The sequence below is a fragment of the Bacillus sp. FJAT-53060 genome, from assembly GCF_037104745.1.
In the GTDB taxonomy this organism is placed as follows: domain Bacteria; phylum Bacillota; class Bacilli; order Bacillales; family Bacillaceae; genus Bacillus; species Bacillus stratosphericus_B.
Map to the genome: position 1 here is coordinate 37,282 of NZ_JBAWSW010000017.1, position 18,930 is coordinate 56,211.

Consider the following 18,930-nt stretch of genomic DNA (forward strand, 5'->3'; position numbering starts at 1 on the left):
TATGCGTTTGATGAATGTTCTATGAGGAGGGGATGACTTTGCATAGGGGAAAAGGGATGAAGTTTGTCGGAGATTCCAGAATTCCGGCAGAAAGAAAACCTAACATACCTAAAGACTATTCCGAATATCCGGGAAAAACAGAAGCCTTTTGGCCGAACTTTCTTTTAAAGGAATGGCTTGTAGGTGCCGTTTTTTTAATTGGATTTCTTGTCCTAACTGTTGTTCATGCACCTCCGCTTGAGCGGATGGCTGATCCAACAGATACTGGCTATATTCCGCTGCCAGACTGGTATTTTCTATTTTTGTACCAGTTATTAAAATATGAATTTGCTGCAGGAAGCTATACTGTAGTTGGCGCAATGATTATGCCGGGAATTGCGTTTGGTGCACTTTTGCTCGCACCATTTCTTGATTCTGGTTCTGAACGCAGACCGTATAGAAGACCGATTGCAGTCGGGATGATGATCCTTGCAGTTGGTGCAGCAACCTATTTAACTTGGGAGTCTGTTGCTACTCATGATTGGGAAGCAGCTGCGAAACAAGGTGAAATTAAGAAAGAAGCGGAGATTGACACTTCAGCCGAAGAGTATAAAATTTATCAAGAGCAGACGTGTATTTCCTGTCACGGTGATAATATGCAGGGCGGTGCAGCTGGACCGTCACTTGTTGACAATGGCCTAGCTCCTGAGGAAATCGCTAAAATCGCTGTAGAAGGAAAAGGCAACATGCCTAAGGGTATCTTTAAAGGCAGCGATGAAGAGCTTGAAAAGCTTTCTAAATATTTATCTGAGGTCAAATCTAAATAATTCAGTTGTTTAAATGCAAGTACAAGGATATACTCAAAAGAGAAAAAAGCTGGCGCAGTCAGCTTTTTTTCTGATTTTAACAGATCGTGAGTGAAGAGAAATATGAGATGGATTCAATATCTGCTAGCCACACGCTACATGCTTGTGCTGGTGCTCATTGTTAACTTTCTTGGCACTGTGTATGGATACTACTGGTATATTCCGCAGATCGTAGAGACGCCGGCTATCTTTTTACCTTTTGTTCCAGACAGCCCAACGGCAAGCTTTTTCTTTTTATTTGTATTACTTGCATTTCTGATGAAACGTCGCGCCCCTTATTTTGAAGCACTTGCCCTCGTAACCTTGATCAAATATGGGTTGTGGGCGGTAGGGATGAATATCTTCGTTCTTTTATCTGTTGATGATTTTCCGTGGGAAGGGTATATGCTGATTGGTTCACACTTTGCCATGGCGGTTCAGGCGGTTTTATTTGCGCCGTATTATCGTTTTCAGATGCGCCATTTGGTTGTAGCTGGCATATGGATTTTACATAATGATGTGATTGATTATGTATTTGGTATGATGCCGCGTTATTCTATGCTTTCTGCGTATTCGAATGAGATCGGCTATGTCACGTTTTGGTTAAGTATCGCTGTTCTTCTTGTCTCGTATTATCTCGTCATATCCAAAAAATCGATCAAGCTTGAACTCCCTTAACAATGTTGGTCTAACCTTGTCCTTTTCTTCATACGCTGTATAGAGAAGGGCTAGGAGGGACTTGCATGAAACGAAAGCCAATCGCGATGATTCTATTATTTTTTCTCGTATGTCATCCAGCTGCTGCTAAAGGTGAGGATCCAGCCGCTATAGCGCTGCAAGAATTAACGGAACTATCAGATTCAATCTTTCAATTAACGAGACAAGCTAAATATGATGAAGCATTACAAGTCGCATTGTATGTTGAAAAGACATTTAAAGCTGAGAATTGGCATGGAACTCTACCGAATACACAGGTGCGGCAAATTACACTTGGCTATCAAGATATGATTAAAGGGCTCCCGCAGGAAGACTTGAATGAGCGCGAAAAACTTCGTTATGCCTCTCAGTTTAGAATGCTGCTCGATGCGATTCAATCAGACTCTGAACCTCTGTGGGGTTCGCTCGAAAAGCCCATTATGGAATCTTTTCTTACTTTGAAAAAGGAAGTGAAAGATCCAGAATCGACGATGTTCTATGAAACTTGGAATGAGCTGGTTTCTTTATACGATATGATTTATCCGAGTTTAACCATCGATATTTCGCCAGAAAAGCTTCAAACCATTAAGCAGCACATGGAAGTGATCGAACAAGGGGAATTTTTAAAAGCATCTAGTGGGACAAAGCTTGAGCGCCTCACAAAGCTGGAAGAGGATTTATCGAGTGTGTTTGCTCACGTCGATCAAGATGAAGCCGATCCATCACTTTTATGGGTCATCTTAACAACAGGAAGTATTATTTTATTAACGTTAACGTATGTTGGGTTCCGAAAATACCGTGCTGAAAAAGAAAAGAAGCAAAAGCGGCAAGCTGATTACCCAAAGTCATAAAAAAAGAAGCACCATTTTTCAAGTGACCCCCTAAATTTGGACACGGGTTTTTATTAGACAGCTTTCGAGTCATGAGTTCGATATTGTATGGGACTCATGACTTTTAGTTTTGTCTTTATTCGTTTTTAATTGTAGTAATCAATATATTGCTCAAGTTCTTGCTTAAAGTGGTCGATGTTCTCAAATGCTTTTAGGTACATAAATTCAGACTTTAAGATACCTCCAAATGTTAGATTGTGTCTAACATTTGGGGCTTCTTTTTTTAATGGGGATTGAGTGGCTTTTTATGTTCATCTAATGTGAAGCCTTCACCAAGTACGTCATGCACGTCACTCACTGAGACAAATGCATGAGGATCAACTGATGTCACGACGCTTTTGAGGTGAACAAGCTCATTTTTTGGAACGACACAATAAAGGACATTGCGTTCCTGTTTCGTATAGGAGCCAACGCCTTTTAAAATGGTCACTCCGCGTTCCATTTCCTCTGTGATTTTCTTTTGAATGATATCATCCTTTTCTGAAATAATCATGGCCCCTTTGGCTGCGTAAGCGCCTTCTTGCATGAAGTCGATGACTTTCGCAGCGACAAAGACTGCAACGAGTGTATACATGGCTTCTTTGTAATTTAAATAGGTGAGAGAGATGGTAATGACGCATGCGTCAAAGATAAACATTGTCCTTCCCATTGCCACCTGATAATGCTTGTTGATCAGTCTTGCAATAATGTCGACGCCGCCTGTAGTACCACCGAATTTAAAGATGATCCCAAGGCCAGTTCCGATAAACACCCCTGCAAAGAGTGCAGCTAAGGCTAAATCGTGCTGGAGAGGCATATGTATTTGAAAGCGCTGGAAGATGGCAAGGAAGACAGAAAGGCTGATTGTTCCTACAATTGTATAGGTAAACATGGTTCTTCCAAGCATTTTCCAGCCGATAAAAAAGATTGGAATGTTTAAGACAAGGTTTGAAATGGAAGGGTCAATGTGAAATAGAAAATATAAAAGCAGTGTAATACCTGTAAATCCGCCTTCCGCCAAGTTGTTCTGCATATTAAAATGAACAAGACCGAAAGAAAAAATCGCAGACCCTATTAAAATAAATACGATGTTTTTAAAACGAATTTCTTTTAGCAAAAGATCCCTCCTTTTTTTGCTTAGACAGCGATAATATTATATGGTATGGGAGAGAAACTAGCAAACCGAGTTTTAAACATTTGTCAAATATTTATGATTTCGCTAACATGTAAGAGACGGATAGGAGGATGAGCTTCATGACGAAAGAAAAAACACTGCGCCATGTGCAGCAAGAAGTAGATGATTATATAGGACAATTTAAAGAACGCTATTTCAGCCCACTTGCCATGATGGCCCGTATGACAGAAGAGTTGGGTGAGCTAGCAAGAGAGGTTAACCATTATTATGGAGAAAAGCCGAAAAAAACAACTGAAACGGAAAAAAGCATGGAAGAAGAAATTGGCGATGTTTTGTTTGTGTTAACATGTCTGGCGAATTCACTCAATATTTCACTTGAAGAAGCTCATGATCGTGTGATGCATAAATTCAATACAAGAGACAAAGACCGCTGGACGAAAAAGGAAGGGAAGTAGAGACGATGACGAACCAAACCATCAAAGTAGTAGTCGCTGGAGCAAGAGGAAGAATGGGGATAGAGGCTGTCAAGCTGGCAGAAGAAACAAACCATTTTGAGCTAGTGGCAGCACTTGATCATAGACACGAAGGGAAAAAATTATCTGATGTGATTCATACGACATCTCATGCGCCAATATATACGGATATTGATGTGTGTCTTTCAGAGACAGCACCCGATGTATTAATTGATCTGACGACACCAGAAATCGGAAAAGTACATACGAAAAAAGCGCTTGAACATGGCGTGCGTCCAGTCGTAGGCACAACTGGTTTTTCAGAGGCTGACCTGAAGCAGCTTCAGCAATTAACAGAAGAAAAGGGCATAGGATGCATTATTGCACCTAACTTTGCTGTTGGTGCTGTTTTAATGATGAAGTTTGCCAAAATGGCAGCAAATTACTTTCCTGACGTTGAGATCATTGAGCTTCATCATGATAAAAAACTGGACGCCCCGAGCGGTACGGGCCTAAAAACAGCTGAAATGATTGCAGAAGTAAGACAAAGCAAAAAGCAGGGACATCCAGAAGAAAAAGAATTAATCGAAGGGGCACGAGGAGCAGATTACGATGGCATCCGTTTGCACAGCGTAAGGCTTCCGGGCATGATTGCACATCAAGAAGTACTGTTTGGGATGGATGGACAGACTGTGACCATTCGTCATGATTCGTATAACCGTGCCTCATTTATGTCAGGTGTGAAGCTTTCGGTGGAACAAGTCATGCACATTGACCAACTCGTTTATGGTTTAGAAAATATCATCGACTAATAAGGAGTGGATTCCTGATGAACATTGCTTTAATCGCTCATGATAAGAAAAAAAGTGACATGATTCAGTTTGCCATTGCGTACCGTGATATTTTGGCAGATCATACACTTTATGCAACAGGGACAACAGGTTTGAGAGTGAAAGAAGCGACTGGGCTTCCCATCCATCGTTTCCAATCAGGGCCACTTGGAGGAGATCAGCAGATTGGTGCTTTAATTGCTAATAATGCAATGGATCTTGTGCTCTTTTTTAGAGATCCGCTAACCGCACAGCCGCATGAACCAGATGTATCGGCACTCATCCGGCTTTGCGATGTGTATGCCATCCCATTAGCAACCAATATGGGAACAGCTGAAATTTTAGTCAGGAATTTAAATAAAGGTACGTTTGATTTTCGAGATGTAGCAAAAAACGGAGGAACAAATGAAACGACTTGACATCCTTGCATTCGGTGCCCATAGCGATGATGTAGAAATCGGAATGGGTGGAACGATTGCAAAATACGTAAAAAAAGGGGCGCGTGTCGGGATTTGCGACTTGACCCAGGCTGAATTATCCTCAAATGGCACGGTGAACAGCCGAAAAGAAGAGGCAAAAGAAGCAGAAGCTATTTTAGGAGTGACGACTCGAATCCAGCTCACGCTGCCAGATAGAGGACTTTATCTGAATGACGAAGCGATAAAGGAAATTGCGGGCGTCATTCGAACATACAAACCACGACTTATTTTTGCCCCGCACCACCAAGATCGACATCCTGATCATGGTCATGCGGGCTCACTTGTAGAAGAGGCAGCTTTTTCTGCAGGTATACGTAAATTTGAAGATTCATACAAGCAGCCAGCGCATAAAATAAGCCAGATGTATTATTACATGATTAACGGTCATCAACGTCCAGATTTTGTGATCGATATTTCTAGTGAGATGAGCCAAAAAATCGATAGCTTAAATGCGTATCAAAGCCAATTTGTCAAATCGGTGCATTCTGTGGAGACACCGCTTGTGAATGGTTATATTGATTTTGTCAAAATGAGAGAGTCTATGTATGGAAGGGAAGTCAATAAAGCTTATGCAGAAGGGTTTCTGACAAAGAAACCACTTTTGATTGATGATGACTTACTCGGAGGGTAAATATGAAGAAGTTGAAGATCGGAATCACTTGTTATCCAAGCGTCGGCGGTTCAGGGATTATTGCCACAGAGCTTGGAAAACGTTTAGCTGAAAAAGGGCACGACGTTCATTTTATCACCTCTAGCATTCCGTTTAGACTCAATAAAGTGTATCCGAATATTTATTTTCATGAGGTTGATGTCAATCAATATGCTGTTTTTCAATATCCACCTTATGACCTTGCACTAGCAAGTAAATTAGCAGATGTAGCAAAACGAGAGAAGTTGGATATTATTCACGCGCATTATGCGGTTCCGCACGCTGTCTGTGCGTTCTTAGCGAAGCAAATGACAGGACACTCTGTTAATGTCGTCACCACGCTTCACGGGACAGATATTACGGTTTTAGGCTATGATCCATCATTAAAGGAAGTGATCCGGTTTGCGATCGAATCATCTGACCGCGTAACGGCTGTGTCAAATTCATTAGCCGCACAGACGTACGATTTGATTAAACCAGATAAAAAAATCGATACGATCCATAATTTCGTCGATGAGCGTATTTATTTGCGTGAAGATCACGATGTGCTGAAGAAACATTATGGCCTTTTACAGGACGAAAAAGTCGTTATCCATGTATCGAATTTCCGAAAAGTGAAGCGGGTGCATGATGTGATTCATGTTTTTAAAAAGATTTCTGAACAGGTGCATGCAAAGCTGTTGCTCATTGGTGATGGTCCTGAAAAATCGGTTGTATGTGAACTCGTGAAAAAGCTAGGACTGACTGACCGCGTGTTATTTTTAGGAAAGCAAGAGAAGGTGGAGGAGCTTTATTCGATTAGTGATTTGAAGCTGCTGCTTTCTGAGAAGGAGAGCTTTGGCCTTGTACTTCTTGAAGCAATGGCATGCGGGGTACCTTGTATTGGGACAGATGTTGGTGGAATTCCAGAGGTCATTACTCATGGAGAGACAGGATTTCTTGTCCCGCTCGGCGATATAGACGGAGCAGCAAAATATGCGATCTCGTTACTCAAGGATGAAGCGATGCATCAACAAGTGTCGATGGCAGCACAGTCAAGCGTCCATGTCAGTTTCTCTTCTGAAAAAATTGTGAGAGAGTATGAAGAGCTTTACCTAGAATTGATCGAAGGTGATGATGAAGATGAATGAACCATTCACACATGCTATCCCTGTCTTACATACATTGCACGAACATGGTTATCAGGCTTACTTTGTTGGTGGAGCAGTGAGAGATGTCCTTTTAGGGCGAGAAATTGGAGATATTGATATTGCGACAGATGCAACACCTGATGTAGTGGAGTCTTTATTTCATAAAACGGTTGATGTTGGTAAGGAGCATGGCACAGTCATAGTCTTACATGATGGGGTCAGCTATGAGGTCACTACGTTTCGAAGTGAATCAGAATATGAAGACTTTCGCAGACCTAAGGAAGTAGAGTTTATCTCATCATTGAAAGAAGATCTTTTAAGAAGAGATTTAACGATCAATGCGATGGCCATGGATATAAATGGTGAGATCATTGACTATGTAGGAGGCAAACAGGATATTGATCGGAAACGAATTCAAACCGTTGGAGATCCTGCGTGCCGCTTTCAAGAAGATGCGCTTCGCATGATGAGAGCCGTCCGTTTTTTAAGTCAGCTCGGCTTTGAGCTGTCTGCTGAAATGGCTGATGCGATGAAAAAAGATAAGCATCTGCTTGCCAACATATCTGTTGAGCGCAAAAAGATTGAAATGGAGAAGCTTTTAAAAGGTCGCTATTGTGAGCAAGCAATTAAGGTGCTCATCTCAACGAAATTGTATGAAGAATTGCCAGGTCTCAAAGCGAATAGGCTCAATCAATCCCTGCAAGCATTTCCATATTATTTATTAGATGGACTAGAAGAGGTATGGGGATCCTTTATCCACTTGCTTCGTCTAGATGAGACAGAGGCTGTGTCCTTATTAAAAGAATGGAAGTTGTCAACGAAGCTCCTAAAAAAGGCGGTTGCCATCAGTAAATATGTCGATTGTGACTGGGATGCGGAAAAGATGTTTGAAGTTGGTGAACACGTGCTATTATCCAGTTTGAAAATTACGCAGCTAAAGCATGAGCGCCGCATTTTCTTTGACGAGCTGGAGGCGGCGAAGCGTTCATATGAATCCCTGTCTATTAAAAAGCTTCAAGATCTTGCAGTTTCAGGAAAAGATTTAATGGCCTTTCGGCAAAAGACATCAGGTAAATGGATTGCAGAAGAGCTTAATTTAGTGAAGAAAGCAGTTCTGCAAAACCGTTTAAAAAACCGAAAAGAAGCCATAGAGGAGTGGCTCATAGCATGCGATCAGCAATTAGAAAACGATTAATTGAATTGTTTACCACCTCTGAGCAAGATTTTGTTTCGAGCCAGCAATTATGTAATGAGCTTGGATGCTCCCGAACGGCTGTATGGAAGCATATTGAGGATTTACGAAAAGAAGGTTATGAGGTAGAGGCCGTCAGAAGAAAAGGATACCGCCTGCTTCGTAAACCGGACAAAATTAGTGAGGACGAAATTCTTTTTGGTCTAGAAACAGAAGAATTTGGCAGACACATTTACTTTCAAGAAGAAGTCGAATCAACTCAGCTTATCGCCCATGACCTTGTAAATGAAGGAGCCCCCCACGGCTCGCTTGTTGTCAGTGATCATCAGACAAACGGAAAAGGGCGCCTTCAAAGAACGTGGCATTCACCAAATGGGACAGGCATTTGGATGAGTCTGATTCTCCGGCCTGAAATCCCATTACACAAAGCACCGCAAATGACGCTTTTGGCATCTGTAGCTATCACAGAAGCAATCGCGCAGAAAACAGGACTCAGTCCCTCCATTAAATGGCCAAACGATATCTTGTTAAACGGAAAAAAGGTCGTTGGCATTCTAACTGAATTAAAGGCAGAAGCTGACCAGGTTCATGCGGTGATTATCGGCCAAGGCATAAATGTGAACCAAATGACAGATGATTTTCCTGATGAACTAAAGGATGTAGCTACAAGTGTACGAATGGAACTGAATGAAAAGGTAGACAGAGCTGCGCTGATTCAAAACATTTTGTACATCTTCGAAAGAAGGTATGATGATTATCTAAAGCACGGAATTGCACCGATCAAACAATTATGGGAATCGTATACGATGACCATCGGTAAACATATTGTCGCCTGCACCGTCAATGGGCAATATACAGGAACGGCGCTCGGAATCAATGATGAAGGTGTCCTATTACTTGAAACGACGGAGGGTATCCAAAAAATCTACTCCGCAGACATAGAGACCAAGTCAACTTAAGTGGAACACCCGGCACATTTTTGATATACTTCGTGTGGGCAGTATCTGAAAAAGAACTGTACCTGTTAGGAAGAAAAAATTGATAAATTTCTGCCTTGATCCTAAGGGACTTGGACAGAGGGATGATTTGCCCGCGCATGAGAGAAAAGAGCATGTGATGTGAGGCAAGCCATTTCCTCTCCAGAATGAGGAGGAACAAATGAAAACAAAGCTAGATTTTTTCAAAATGAAAGAACAAAACGAACCTATTGTGATGCTGACAGCATACGACTATCCAGCTGCAAAGCAAGCCGAAAAAGCGGAAGTCGACATGATCTTAGTTGGTGACTCACTTGGGATGGTCGTACTTGGACTTGATTCAACAGTACAAGTGACGATAGATGATATGATTCATCACACAAAAGCAGTCAAAAGAGCCGCAAAAGATACATTTATTGTGACCGATATGCCATTTATGTCTTATCATTATTCATTAGAAGAAACGATGAAAAATGCAGCACGTATCATGCAAGAAAGCGGTGCTGATGCCCTGAAGCTAGAAGGCGGAGACGGAGTATTCGAATCCATTCAAGCTTTGACAAGAGGCGGAATTCCTGTCGTCAGTCATTTAGGACTCACACCTCAATCAGTCGGTGTACTTGGCGGGTATAAAGTGCAAGGAAAAGACCAAGAGAGTGCTCAGAAATTGATTGAAGATAGTCTGAAATGTGAGGAAGCAGGTGCGATCGCACTTGTACTAGAATGCGTACCTGGTGAACTGACAAAACGTATTACCGACATTCTGAAGATTCCTGTCATTGGAATTGGTGCAGGAGCTGAAGCGGACGGACAAGTTCTCGTTTACCATGATGTGGTAGGCTACGGGGTGTCTAGAATACCTAAATTTGTGAAACAATACGCGCAACTCGATGCTGTACTAGAAGAAGCGCTCATACAATATACGAAAGAAGTAAAAGCACGTACATTTCCAGAGGAAGCACACACATTTCATATCAAAGAAGAAGTCCTTGATGGTTTATATGGGGGAATCAAGAAATGAACGTTGTTACCCATATTCATGAGCTAAAAGAACTCATAAAGCAGCATCAAAAGAAGCAGCATTCTATCGGTTTTGTCCCAACAATGGGCTTCCTTCATGAAGGACACATGACTTTGGCAAAAAAGGCAAGAGAACAAAATGACATTTTGGTGATGAGCATTTTTGTCAATCCTTTGCAATTTGGACCGAACGAAGACTTTGAATCCTATCCAAGAGATATAAAAAGAGACCAGCGCCTTGCAGAGGAAGCGGGAGTGGATATTTTATTTACACCTGATGTGAAAGAAATGTATCAAGATGAACCATCTATTACGATGACTGTTCAAAAGCGTACTGATGTCTTATGCGGGAAGAAACGTCCAGGGCACTTGGACGGCGTTGTCACTGTGCTCACAAAGCTGTTTCATCTCGTTGCACCAACAAATGTATACTTTGGTCTAAAGGATGCACAGCAAGTCGCTGTGATAGAAGGGATGATCAAGGATTTCTTCTTTGACCTTCACCTTGTGTCTGTTCCAACAGTTCGAGAAGAAGACGGTTTAGCGAAAAGCTCAAGAAATGTCTATTTGTCTAAGACCGAAAGACAGGAAGCACCCGCTCTATACCGGGCCTTAAAAAAAGGACAGTCAGCTGTTGAAAAAGGAGAACGTGATCTACATCGTATTTATCAGTTAGTTGAAGAGGAGCTTCTTCAAACAAGTGGAGAAATTGATTATATTGAGATTTACTCCTATCCAGAACTTGAACCACTTCAGCAGCTAACAGGTAAGGTGATTATTGCTATTGCTGTGAAGTTCTCTCATGCAAGACTGATTGATAATGTGATTTTCTATGTTCCTGAAAGCGGTGAAAAACATGTATAGAACCTTTATGACCTCAAAGCTCCACAAAGCAACTGTGACAGAAGCAAATTTACATTATGTAGGCAGTATTACAATCGATGAAGATTTACTTGATGCGGCAGGCATGATGGCAAATGAGAAAGTGCAAATTGTCAATAATCACAATGGAGCTAGACTTGAGACATATATAATTCCTGGTGAAAGAAAAAGCGGTGTCATTTGTCTAAATGGTGCGGCGGCAAGATTGGTTCAGCCAGGAGATGAAGTCATTATTATCGCTTATGGGATGCTCTCAGAAGAAGAAGCAAAGACACATACACCCAAAGTGGTCGTGTTAAATAAACAAAATCAAATTGAACAAATGATTGGGCAAGAGCCCGCGAGAACGATTTTATAACATGTAAACAGAACAGTTTCATGAAAAGAAGCTGTTCTGTTTCAGCTATATTGCCCAGAGCGTGTTTCACTTAGAGTGGAACGAGGAATTGAGGTGTCCATTTTATGACCGATCAAAGGTTTGTTGTCGTTGATATTGAAACCACCGGAAATTCACCAAAGAAGGGTGATAAAATCATTCAAATTGCTGCGGTGGTCATTGAAAATGGACAAATTGTCGAACGATATTCAAGATATGTGAATCCAGGAAAGGCGATCCCTGGATTTATTGAACAGCTGACAGGGATTAAACAGCACATGGTTGACGATGCGGTGTTTTTTGAGGACATTGCCCAACAGGTATATGACCTCATACAGGGTGACTATTTTGTTGCACACAATGTCCATTTTGACTTGAACTTTTTAAATGATGAACTGAAAGCATGCGGGAAAAATGAGCTGGATGTGCTAGCAATTGATACAGTTGAAATTTCTAGAATTCTATATCCTCAACTTGAAGGCTATAAGCTAACTGAATTAAGTGAAGAGCTTATGCTTCCACATGACCACCCGCACCGAGCGGATAGTGATGCGGAAGTTACTGCTATGTTATTTTTAACCCTGTTACAAAAATTGAAACTTATACCGCCAAATGTGTTAAAGCAGCTGCGCAGATTATCGTCATATCTCTTAAGTGATATAGGAGTGTTAATTAAGCAGCTTGAGGTGAGTCATTCTAGTCAGGAAAATCCTTTTGTTGAAGTCGGCTCATTTGCTGTAAAAGATGTGACCAATCACATGACTGAGACGACACATTCAGTAGACGCAGATGACGAGCGGCTGTTTGAAGAGATAAAAGAAAAGCTTCCGCTAACGTTAGAAGGCTATGAAGTAAGAGAAGGTCAGCTCACAATGATGAATAAAGTGAGAGATGTGTTTCATGAAAGAGCCTACGCATTAATTGAAGCAGCACCCGGCATTGGGAAAACGCTAGCTTACCTCATTCCAGCTGCATTAGAGGCAAAGAAATCAGGAAAGCCAGTCATTATCAGTACATATTCTATTCTTTTGCAGCAGCAAATGCTTCAGCGCGATATCCCGCTTTTAAATCAATTGCTCCCATTCGAGCCAACTGCCTGTGTATTCAAAGGGCGAGCGCATTATATTTGTTTAGATAAGTTTGAGCATGTACTGCATGAGGAAGATGATAACTATGATTTAGTCTTAACAAAAGCCCAAATATTAATGTGGCTGCTTGTAACAGAGACGGGTGATTTATCTGAATTGAATTTACCGTCAGGAGCAACCAATATAAAAGATCGAAGTTCCTGTGTGCACATGCCGTTTACATCGAAAAAGCGTCGCTTTAAAGAATATTGCTTTTATGAACGGGCCAAAAAAAGAGCACAAACAGCCGATTTAATTTTAACGAATCACCGCCTGCTTTTATCACAAACGGAAACATCATCTAACTTTCAGCATGCAGACGTGTATGTCATTGATGAGGCCCATCATTTTGAGAAAACAGCTAATGAAACACTGGGTGACAGTGCCTCTTATATTCAGCTTCATGCGAAATTAACGCAGCTAGGCTCCTTACAAGGCGGGCTGTTAAAGAAACTGAAAAAGAGATTTCATGCCGCAGGTTTACAGACGGATACCTTTATCGAAATGGATGAATATCTCAATCAGCTTCAAATGGAAAGTGACGCATTTTTTAGCACAGTCCACTCTTTTGTCAAAAGGACAAAACCAAAAGCGGACATTAATCGTCTCATTCATAGAGTGCGTCATCATTCAAAACATGCTCAGTGGAAACGGATTAAAGAGACAGCGAGTAAACTCTGTTCCTTGTTAATTGCATGTGAAAAGCTTTATGAGCAGCAAAAAAATGAGCTTCTTCAAAAAAGTGATCAGCTTACAGACCACTTTGCTTTTGTAGCCGAGGAATACGATCAAGTCATGTCGTTTATGCATAGATTTTGCAGTACGCTGTACCGGTTTATTTTTGAACCGAAAAATGATGAAACTGTTTGGATTGAAATTGATGCAAAGGGTGCCAAAAATGCTGTATTTATGTATGCACAGCCGCTAGATACTGGGGAGCTTTTGGCTGATCTATTTTTTATGAACAAAAAAAGTGTGGTCCTCACATCAGGAACGCTTACAGTCAATCATCGTTTTGATTATTGCTTGGAGCGATTTGGGTTGCAAGATTTTTACCCGCACCTTGTCCAAATTGATTCACCTTTTAAACTTGAAAAACAGCTCAAGGTTGTTGTACCGACCGACATGCCAGCGATCACAAATCTTGATGAACGAGACTATGTGAAGCAAGTAGCAGGATATGTCAAGATCATGGAGAAGCAGCATCAAGCGAAGATATTGATCTTGTTTAATTCACATGAAATGTTAAAAGCAGTATATGAAGAGCTAAAAACAGAAGGCATGCATTCGACCCTGTTTGCTCAAGGTCTGACAGGTGGAAGTCCTGTGAAATTGACGAAAATGTTCAAATTAACAAAGCAAGCGATTTTGCTGGGTACGGGCAGTTTTTGGGAAGGAGTCGATTTTCCAGGCTCAGAGCTGACGACTGTCATTATGGCAAGACTTCCTTTTCGGCCGCCTGATTCACCGCTTATTGAAGCAAAATGTGAAGCTGCTAAAAAACAAGGAAAGAATCCTTTTAAAGCTGTCGCTCTTCCAGAAGCTGTGTTAACCTTTAAGCAAGGAGCAGGGCGCCTGCTTCGCTCTGAAAAAGATATTGGTACATTGCTGATCTTAGACCGTCGAGTGAAAACCGCTTCGTACGGAAAACTATTTTTAAAATCACTCCCTCATGCGCCTGTCCATGAGATGTCAAAAGAGTCACTTACGGCGTATATAGAGAAGCTAAACAACGAAAAGCCGCTTTCATAAGCGGCCTTTAGCTGGTGTGGGTTTGGAGTTAATTTATCGTAACGGCTTTTTGTGTTCCGTTGTAAAAATAGTATCCGTTCCCACGTAGAAAAGTATGACTAACAATATTTACGTACCGAGGAGGAATTAAAAAGTGGAAAGTAAAATAGAGGTACTTTCAACTGTTCAAATTCAGCATTCTGAAGATCTTTACAAAATCGTTGACTTGTTGAACAGAACGCTTAAAAGAGAAGATCTTATGTTTGGATTAGCATTAGATCAAGAAGATCAAAATCAAGCGATATTTACAATTTATCGCGCATAGGGGAAGCTTGACATGAAAAGAATAGTCTGGATTATTTCGTCCATTGTGGCTTTCGTTTTACTCATTGGCATCATTAGCTTTGCTTGGATATATCAGATTGCAATGGGTCAAAAAGAACAAGGTCATGAGGCAGCGATTGAACGAGCAAAAGAACAAGGAAAATTAGTACAAGTAGATGAAGTGGAAACCTTTGTCGGGAAAGAAAAACAATTTATTGTTGAAGGAAAAAACAAACAAAATGAAACGATGTATGTATGGGTACCTGCTAGCAAAAAAGAAAAAGTGATCGCAAAAAAAGCAAAAGAAGGAATGACCTCAAACCAAGCAGTACAAGCTGTTCAAAAGGAGAACACCGTTTCTAAGCTAAAGGACGTCAAATTAGCAAGAGAAGGTGACGTACTCCTTTGGGAAGTGACCTACTTGAATGAGAACAAGCAATATAGCTTCAGCTATGTCGATTTTACAACAGGCCGAGTGGAAAAAAATTTAACACCGTAGTTTCACCAGTCTTGCGTTGACCATGCTGATTTAGAACGGTTATAATAATTGTGAAAAAAGATTCACACCTGAAAAAAAGGTGAGTTTCTTTCTGGCTTTGGAGGGAAATATGTTGAAAACAACCATTAATCAAGTGTTCAAACACGTCGATGAAGAAGTAACAATAGGCGGATGGATTGCCAATAAACGTTCAAGCGGAAAAATTGCATTTTTGCAGCTGCGTGACGGGACGGGCTTTATTCAAGGAGTCGTTGTAAAAGCAGAAGTGGAAGAGGATGTCTTTAAGCTTGCGAAATCAGTCACACAAGAGACATCTGTATATGTGACAGGACAAGTCACAAAAGATGAGCGTTCACCACTTGGTTTTGAACTGCAAGTCAAATCCATTAAAGTCATTCACGAAGCAACAGATTACCCAATTACCCCAAAAGAACATGGGACAGAATTCTTAATGGATCACCGTCATCTATGGCTTCGTTCAAAAAAACAGCATGCCATTATGAAAATTCGTAACGAAATTATTCGTGCTACATATGAGTTTTTCCATCAAGAAGGTTTCGTTAAAGTGGATCCACCTATCTTAACAGGAAGTGCACCTGAAGGAACAACTGAGCTATTCGCTACCAAATACTTTGATGAAGATGCTTATTTGTCTCAAAGTGGACAGCTTTACATGGAAGCTGCTGCGATGGCTTTAGGAAAAGTATTTTCATTTGGCCCAACATTTAGAGCGGAAAAATCTAAAACAAAACGCCACTTGATCGAGTTTTGGATGATCGAGCCTGAGATGGCTTTTGTAGAATTTAATGAAAACCTTGAGTACCAAGAAAATTATGTGTCTCACGTTGTTCAAAATGTACTAGTAAATTGTAAAGTGGAGCTGCATACACTTGGCCGTGATACAGAAAAATTAGAAAATATCAAAGCACCATTCCCGCGTATTACTTATGATGAAGCGATTAAATTCTTGCAGGATAAAGGATTTGATGATATTGAATGGGGAGATGACTTCGGGGCGCCTCATGAAACAGCGATCGCTGAAAGCTATGATAAACCGGTATTTATTACTCATTACCCAACAACATTAAAACCGTTTTATATGCAGCCATCACCAGACCGTAAAGATGTAGTGCTTTGTGCAGATTTAATTGCACCAGAAGGCTATGGGGAGATTATCGGCGGTTCTGAGCGTGTTCATGATTTAGAGCTACTTGAAGCAAGATTAAAAGAACACGGTTTAGATCAAGAAACTTACAAATGGTACACAGAATTAAGACAATATGGTTCTGTACCGCATTCAGGTTTTGGACTTGGACTTGAACGTACTGTTGCTTGGATTAGTGGAGCGCCGCATGTGCGTGAAACCATTCCATTCCCAAGATTATTAAACCGTTTATACCCTTAAGACGTGAAAGCCTCCAACATATGGAGGCTTTTTCAAATGTCTTTTCTTGGGGCACGTAAAATAAAACGTGATATACTGAATGTGAAGAGGTGTATCTGATGAATAGGCAGCAATTTATTGATATGCAGCAAATGGGGTCAACAAGTTTGCCTAATTTGCTGATAGCTCATTATGAGCAGCTAGGACTGAATGAATCACAAATGATCGTGATGCTAAAGATTAAAATGAACGAAGAACAAGGCGTTTTCTTTCAAACATTTGAAGAACTATCTAATGGCATGACCATATCAGCGGAAGAGTGTGCATATATGGTTCAGCATTTGATCCAAAAGGGATTTATTTCGATTCAGCCGTTTGAAGACAGGTCTGGCATTCAGCATGACCGCTACTCAGTAGAGCCTTTATGGGGCATGCTATATGACTTTTTAGAAGCAAAACAAGCGAAAGAAACACAGAAGGATTATGTACAGGCCGAAAAGTCTTTATATGCACTATTTGAAGAAGAATTCGGCAGACCACTGTCTCCTCTTGAAGGAGAAACACTCTCTATTTGGATGGATCAAGATCACCATGATGCGGCAATGATTCGTTTAGCACTAAGAGAAGCGGTTTTATCAGGAAAATTAAATTTCCGTTATATCGATCGAATTTTGTTTGAGTGGAAAAAGAAAGGGCTGAAAACAGCGGAAGAAGCAAAAGAACATAGCCAGCATTTCCGTTCACAGCAAAAATCACCACCATTAAAAGAAGAGACTTCATCTTATAAACGACAAGTTCCTTTTTATAATTGGCTGGAACAATAACCAATAAAGGAGAAGGCATGTTATCAAAAAAACAAATCAATGAGTGTTTAGAAATCATAGGAGACATGTTTCCAGAGGCAGAGTGTGAGCTTGTTCATTCTAATCCATTTGAACTTGTGATCGCTGTTGCACTCTCTGCTCAATGTACAGACGTTCTTGTGAACAAAGTGACCAAAACATTATTTCAAAAGTATAAAACACCAGAAGGCTTTTTAAGTGTGCCGCTTGAAGAATTGCAGCAAGATATTCGCTCAATTGGTCTTTATCGAAATAAGGCGAAAAACATTCAAAAATTAAGTAAAATGCTGATTGAAGAATTTGGCGGTGAAGTACCAAGGGGCCGAGACGAGCTAGTTAAGCTTCCAGGTGTTGGACGAAAAACAGCAAATGTTGTGGTATCAGTCGCTTTTGGGATTCCGGCTATTGCTGTAGACACACACGTAGAACGAGTTAGTAAACGCCTTGGGATTTGCCACTGGAAGGATTCTGTTCTCGAAGTAGAGCAGACATTAATGAAGAAGGTGCCAAAAGAAGATTGGTCCGTCACCCATCATCGTCTGATCTTTTTTGGTAGATATCATTGCAAGGCGCAGCGGCCGCAATGTGCATCTTGTCCGCTGCTCGATATGTGTAGAGAAGGGCAGAAGAGGCTGAAAAAAGGGCTGGTGAAGCTAGCATGAGTGCGGCAGCTGTTTTCACCTCATATGTAGAAAAGCTAAAAGAGAAAAAGACAGAGATAAAAGGCGAACGATTAGATATCCTAAGGGTCAATCCACTCGCATTTGATCTATCGTCAGAACCTTTAACAGACGGGCTTCCGTGGCAGAAAACAGAAGAGTGTGTTCCTGTGATGTTCGAGCTTTGGAATGAATTAAAAGAAAAAATGCTTCCTCGTTTTCAAACAAGAAAATCCCGCTGTGAAGAGGATGATATGCTGCAAGGAATCGTCAGTATGATTGCAATGTTTTACTGGATCAAAGGGGAGCGGCTTCAAACGGTTGATTGGGAGGATATTAAACAACAGATGTTTCCTGTTGCTCCTATTAACTGGACAGAACGATTAGAGTTCATTTTGCTAAAGCCTACCCAATATCACTGCTTTATTCAACTGGACGAGCTATATACAGAATTCAAAAAGCAGTATGGAAAATACGATGCACTCAAAAAGTTAAAGCGGAATCGTTAAAAAAGCACTTGCCAAATAAGGGGACTGACCCCATAATATGAGACAAATAAAAAACACCTTCAAGTTTGAAAACGGACCGTTGTGATCCGAAATAAAACATGGAGGTGTTTTTTCTATGGGGACAAGAGTGAGTTATCCAGTTGAAGTCAAACAGAAGGCTGTAGAAATGAGATTGGCAGGTGTACCTATGAAAGAGATCATGCAGGAATTGAATATCAAGAATAAGACGCAGGTTCAGACATGGGTGAGGTGGCATAAGGCTGGGGATACACACAGGTTCGAACAGCCTGTTGGAAAACAATATATCTATGGAAAGGGTCCCGAGTACTCTTCCGAATTAGAGA

The 18,930-nt window shown here is 40.9% G+C and carries 22 protein-coding genes and 1 pseudogene; 21 read left to right on the plus strand and 2 right to left on the minus strand.

Annotation, left to right across the window (positions count from 1 at the left end; all coding sequences use genetic code 11):
• Window positions 1-38 precede the first annotated feature (38 nt).
• From WAX46_RS08375 to ypjB, 3 genes are all read left to right on the plus strand, one after another.
• Entirely contained in the window at window positions 39-806 is a 768-nt protein-coding gene (locus tag WAX46_RS08375) for a menaquinol-cytochrome c reductase cytochrome b/c subunit (protein ID WP_226567941.1), read from the plus strand.
• A 102-nt stretch (window positions 807-908) separates the two neighbouring features.
• Complete coding sequence (locus tag WAX46_RS08380) at window positions 909-1,502, plus strand: DUF1405 domain-containing protein (RefSeq protein WP_336493641.1); 594 nt, start codon at window positions 909-911, stop codon at window positions 1,500-1,502.
• A 65-nt stretch (window positions 1,503-1,567) separates the two neighbouring features.
• Window positions 1,568-2,371 carry a sporulation protein YpjB gene (gene ypjB / locus WAX46_RS08385; RefSeq protein ID WP_336493642.1) on the plus strand — a complete coding sequence of 268 codons (804 nt, stop codon included), beginning with the start codon at window positions 1,568-1,570 and terminating at the stop codon, window positions 2,369-2,371.
• Between the two features lie 53 nt (window positions 2,372-2,424).
• Here the strand turns inward: ypjB and WAX46_RS08390 are convergent.
• Window positions 2,425-2,598: pseudogene (locus tag WAX46_RS08390) on the minus strand (IS3 family transposase); the annotation flags it as partial.
• A gap of 35 nt (window positions 2,599-2,633) precedes the next feature.
• Window positions 2,634-3,506, minus strand: a complete 873-nt coding sequence (locus WAX46_RS08395; protein WP_336493643.1) for a YitT family protein — start codon at window positions 3,504-3,506, stop codon at window positions 2,634-2,636.
• 137 nt (window positions 3,507-3,643) lie between these two features.
• Here WAX46_RS08395 and WAX46_RS08400 point away from each other — a divergent pair, with 137 nt between their 5' ends.
• The 18 genes from WAX46_RS08400 to WAX46_RS08485 all read left to right on the plus strand — a co-directional run.
• On the plus strand, window positions 3,644-3,979 hold the full coding sequence (locus WAX46_RS08400) for a nucleotide pyrophosphohydrolase (RefSeq protein WP_226567945.1): 336 nt from the start codon (window positions 3,644-3,646) through the stop codon (window positions 3,977-3,979).
• 5 nt (window positions 3,980-3,984) lie between these two features.
• Complete coding sequence (gene dapB, locus WAX46_RS08405; protein WP_336493644.1) at window positions 3,985-4,788, plus strand: 4-hydroxy-tetrahydrodipicolinate reductase; 804 nt, start codon at window positions 3,985-3,987, stop codon at window positions 4,786-4,788.
• Between the two features lie 17 nt (window positions 4,789-4,805).
• Entirely contained in the window at window positions 4,806-5,225 is a 420-nt protein-coding gene (gene mgsA / locus WAX46_RS08410; RefSeq protein WP_226567947.1) for a methylglyoxal synthase, read from the plus strand.
• Window positions 5,212-5,916 carry a bacillithiol biosynthesis deacetylase BshB1 gene (gene bshB1 / locus WAX46_RS08415; protein ID WP_336493645.1) on the plus strand — a complete coding sequence of 235 codons (705 nt, stop codon included), beginning with the start codon at window positions 5,212-5,214 and terminating at the stop codon, window positions 5,914-5,916. The genes mgsA and bshB1 overlap by 14 nt, the downstream gene beginning before the upstream one ends.
• A 2-nt stretch (window positions 5,917-5,918) precedes the next feature.
• Window positions 5,919-7,064 carry an N-acetyl-alpha-D-glucosaminyl L-malate synthase BshA gene (gene bshA, locus WAX46_RS08420; RefSeq protein WP_226567949.1) on the plus strand — a complete coding sequence of 382 codons (1,146 nt, stop codon included), beginning with the start codon at window positions 5,919-5,921 and terminating at the stop codon, window positions 7,062-7,064.
• Window positions 7,057-8,259: a CCA tRNA nucleotidyltransferase gene (locus WAX46_RS08425; protein ID WP_226567950.1), complete on the plus strand. Its 1,203-nt coding sequence runs from the start codon at window positions 7,057-7,059 to the stop codon at window positions 8,257-8,259. The genes bshA and WAX46_RS08425 overlap by 8 nt, the downstream gene beginning before the upstream one ends.
• Window positions 8,232-9,215 carry a biotin--[acetyl-CoA-carboxylase] ligase gene (locus WAX46_RS08430; protein ID WP_226567951.1) on the plus strand — a complete coding sequence of 328 codons (984 nt, stop codon included), beginning with the start codon at window positions 8,232-8,234 and terminating at the stop codon, window positions 9,213-9,215. The genes WAX46_RS08425 and WAX46_RS08430 overlap by 28 nt, the downstream gene beginning before the upstream one ends.
• Before the next feature lie 199 nt (window positions 9,216-9,414).
• Window positions 9,415-10,254, plus strand: a complete 840-nt coding sequence (panB, locus tag WAX46_RS08435) for a 3-methyl-2-oxobutanoate hydroxymethyltransferase (RefSeq protein WP_226567952.1) — start codon at window positions 9,415-9,417, stop codon at window positions 10,252-10,254.
• Window positions 10,251-11,117 (plus strand): pantoate--beta-alanine ligase, encoded by an 867-nt coding sequence (panC, locus tag WAX46_RS08440; protein WP_336493646.1) that lies wholly within the window; start codon window positions 10,251-10,253, stop codon window positions 11,115-11,117. Before panB ends, panC begins: the two co-directional genes overlap by 4 nt.
• Window positions 11,110-11,493: an aspartate 1-decarboxylase gene (gene panD, locus WAX46_RS08445; protein ID WP_024422780.1), complete on the plus strand. Its 384-nt coding sequence runs from the start codon at window positions 11,110-11,112 to the stop codon at window positions 11,491-11,493. The genes panC and panD overlap by 8 nt, the downstream gene beginning before the upstream one ends.
• A gap of 104 nt (window positions 11,494-11,597) precedes the next feature.
• The gene (gene dinG, locus WAX46_RS08450) at window positions 11,598-14,390 is read left to right on the plus strand and encodes an ATP-dependent DNA helicase DinG (RefSeq protein WP_226567954.1); all 2,793 of its coding nucleotides are present in this window, start codon (window positions 11,598-11,600) and stop codon (window positions 14,388-14,390) included.
• Window positions 14,391-14,523: 133 nt separating this feature from the next.
• Complete coding sequence (locus WAX46_RS08455) at window positions 14,524-14,694, plus strand: YpmA family protein (protein WP_226567955.1); 171 nt, start codon at window positions 14,524-14,526, stop codon at window positions 14,692-14,694.
• A gap of 12 nt (window positions 14,695-14,706) precedes the next feature.
• Entirely contained in the window at window positions 14,707-15,192 is a 486-nt protein-coding gene (tseB, locus tag WAX46_RS08460) for a cell wall elongation/penicillin-binding protein regulator TseB (RefSeq protein ID WP_336493647.1), read from the plus strand.
• Window positions 15,193-15,304: 112 nt separating this feature from the next.
• Window positions 15,305-16,597, plus strand: a complete 1,293-nt coding sequence (gene asnS / locus WAX46_RS08465; protein ID WP_336493648.1) for an asparagine--tRNA ligase — start codon at window positions 15,305-15,307, stop codon at window positions 16,595-16,597.
• Window positions 16,598-16,695: 98 nt separating this feature from the next.
• A complete protein-coding gene (locus WAX46_RS08470; RefSeq protein ID WP_226567958.1) occupies window positions 16,696-17,400 on the plus strand; it encodes a DnaD domain-containing protein in 705 nt (234 codons plus the stop codon).
• A gap of 17 nt (window positions 17,401-17,417) precedes the next feature.
• Entirely contained in the window at window positions 17,418-18,080 is a 663-nt protein-coding gene (gene nth / locus WAX46_RS08475; protein WP_336493649.1) for an endonuclease III, read from the plus strand.
• Window positions 18,077-18,586, plus strand: a complete 510-nt coding sequence (locus WAX46_RS08480) for a YpoC family protein (protein WP_226567960.1) — start codon at window positions 18,077-18,079, stop codon at window positions 18,584-18,586. The genes nth and WAX46_RS08480 overlap by 4 nt, the downstream gene beginning before the upstream one ends.
• A gap of 115 nt (window positions 18,587-18,701) precedes the next feature.
• Window positions 18,702-18,930 (plus strand): helix-turn-helix domain-containing protein (locus tag WAX46_RS08485; protein WP_336493650.1); only part of this gene is annotated, 229 nt, incomplete at its 3' end.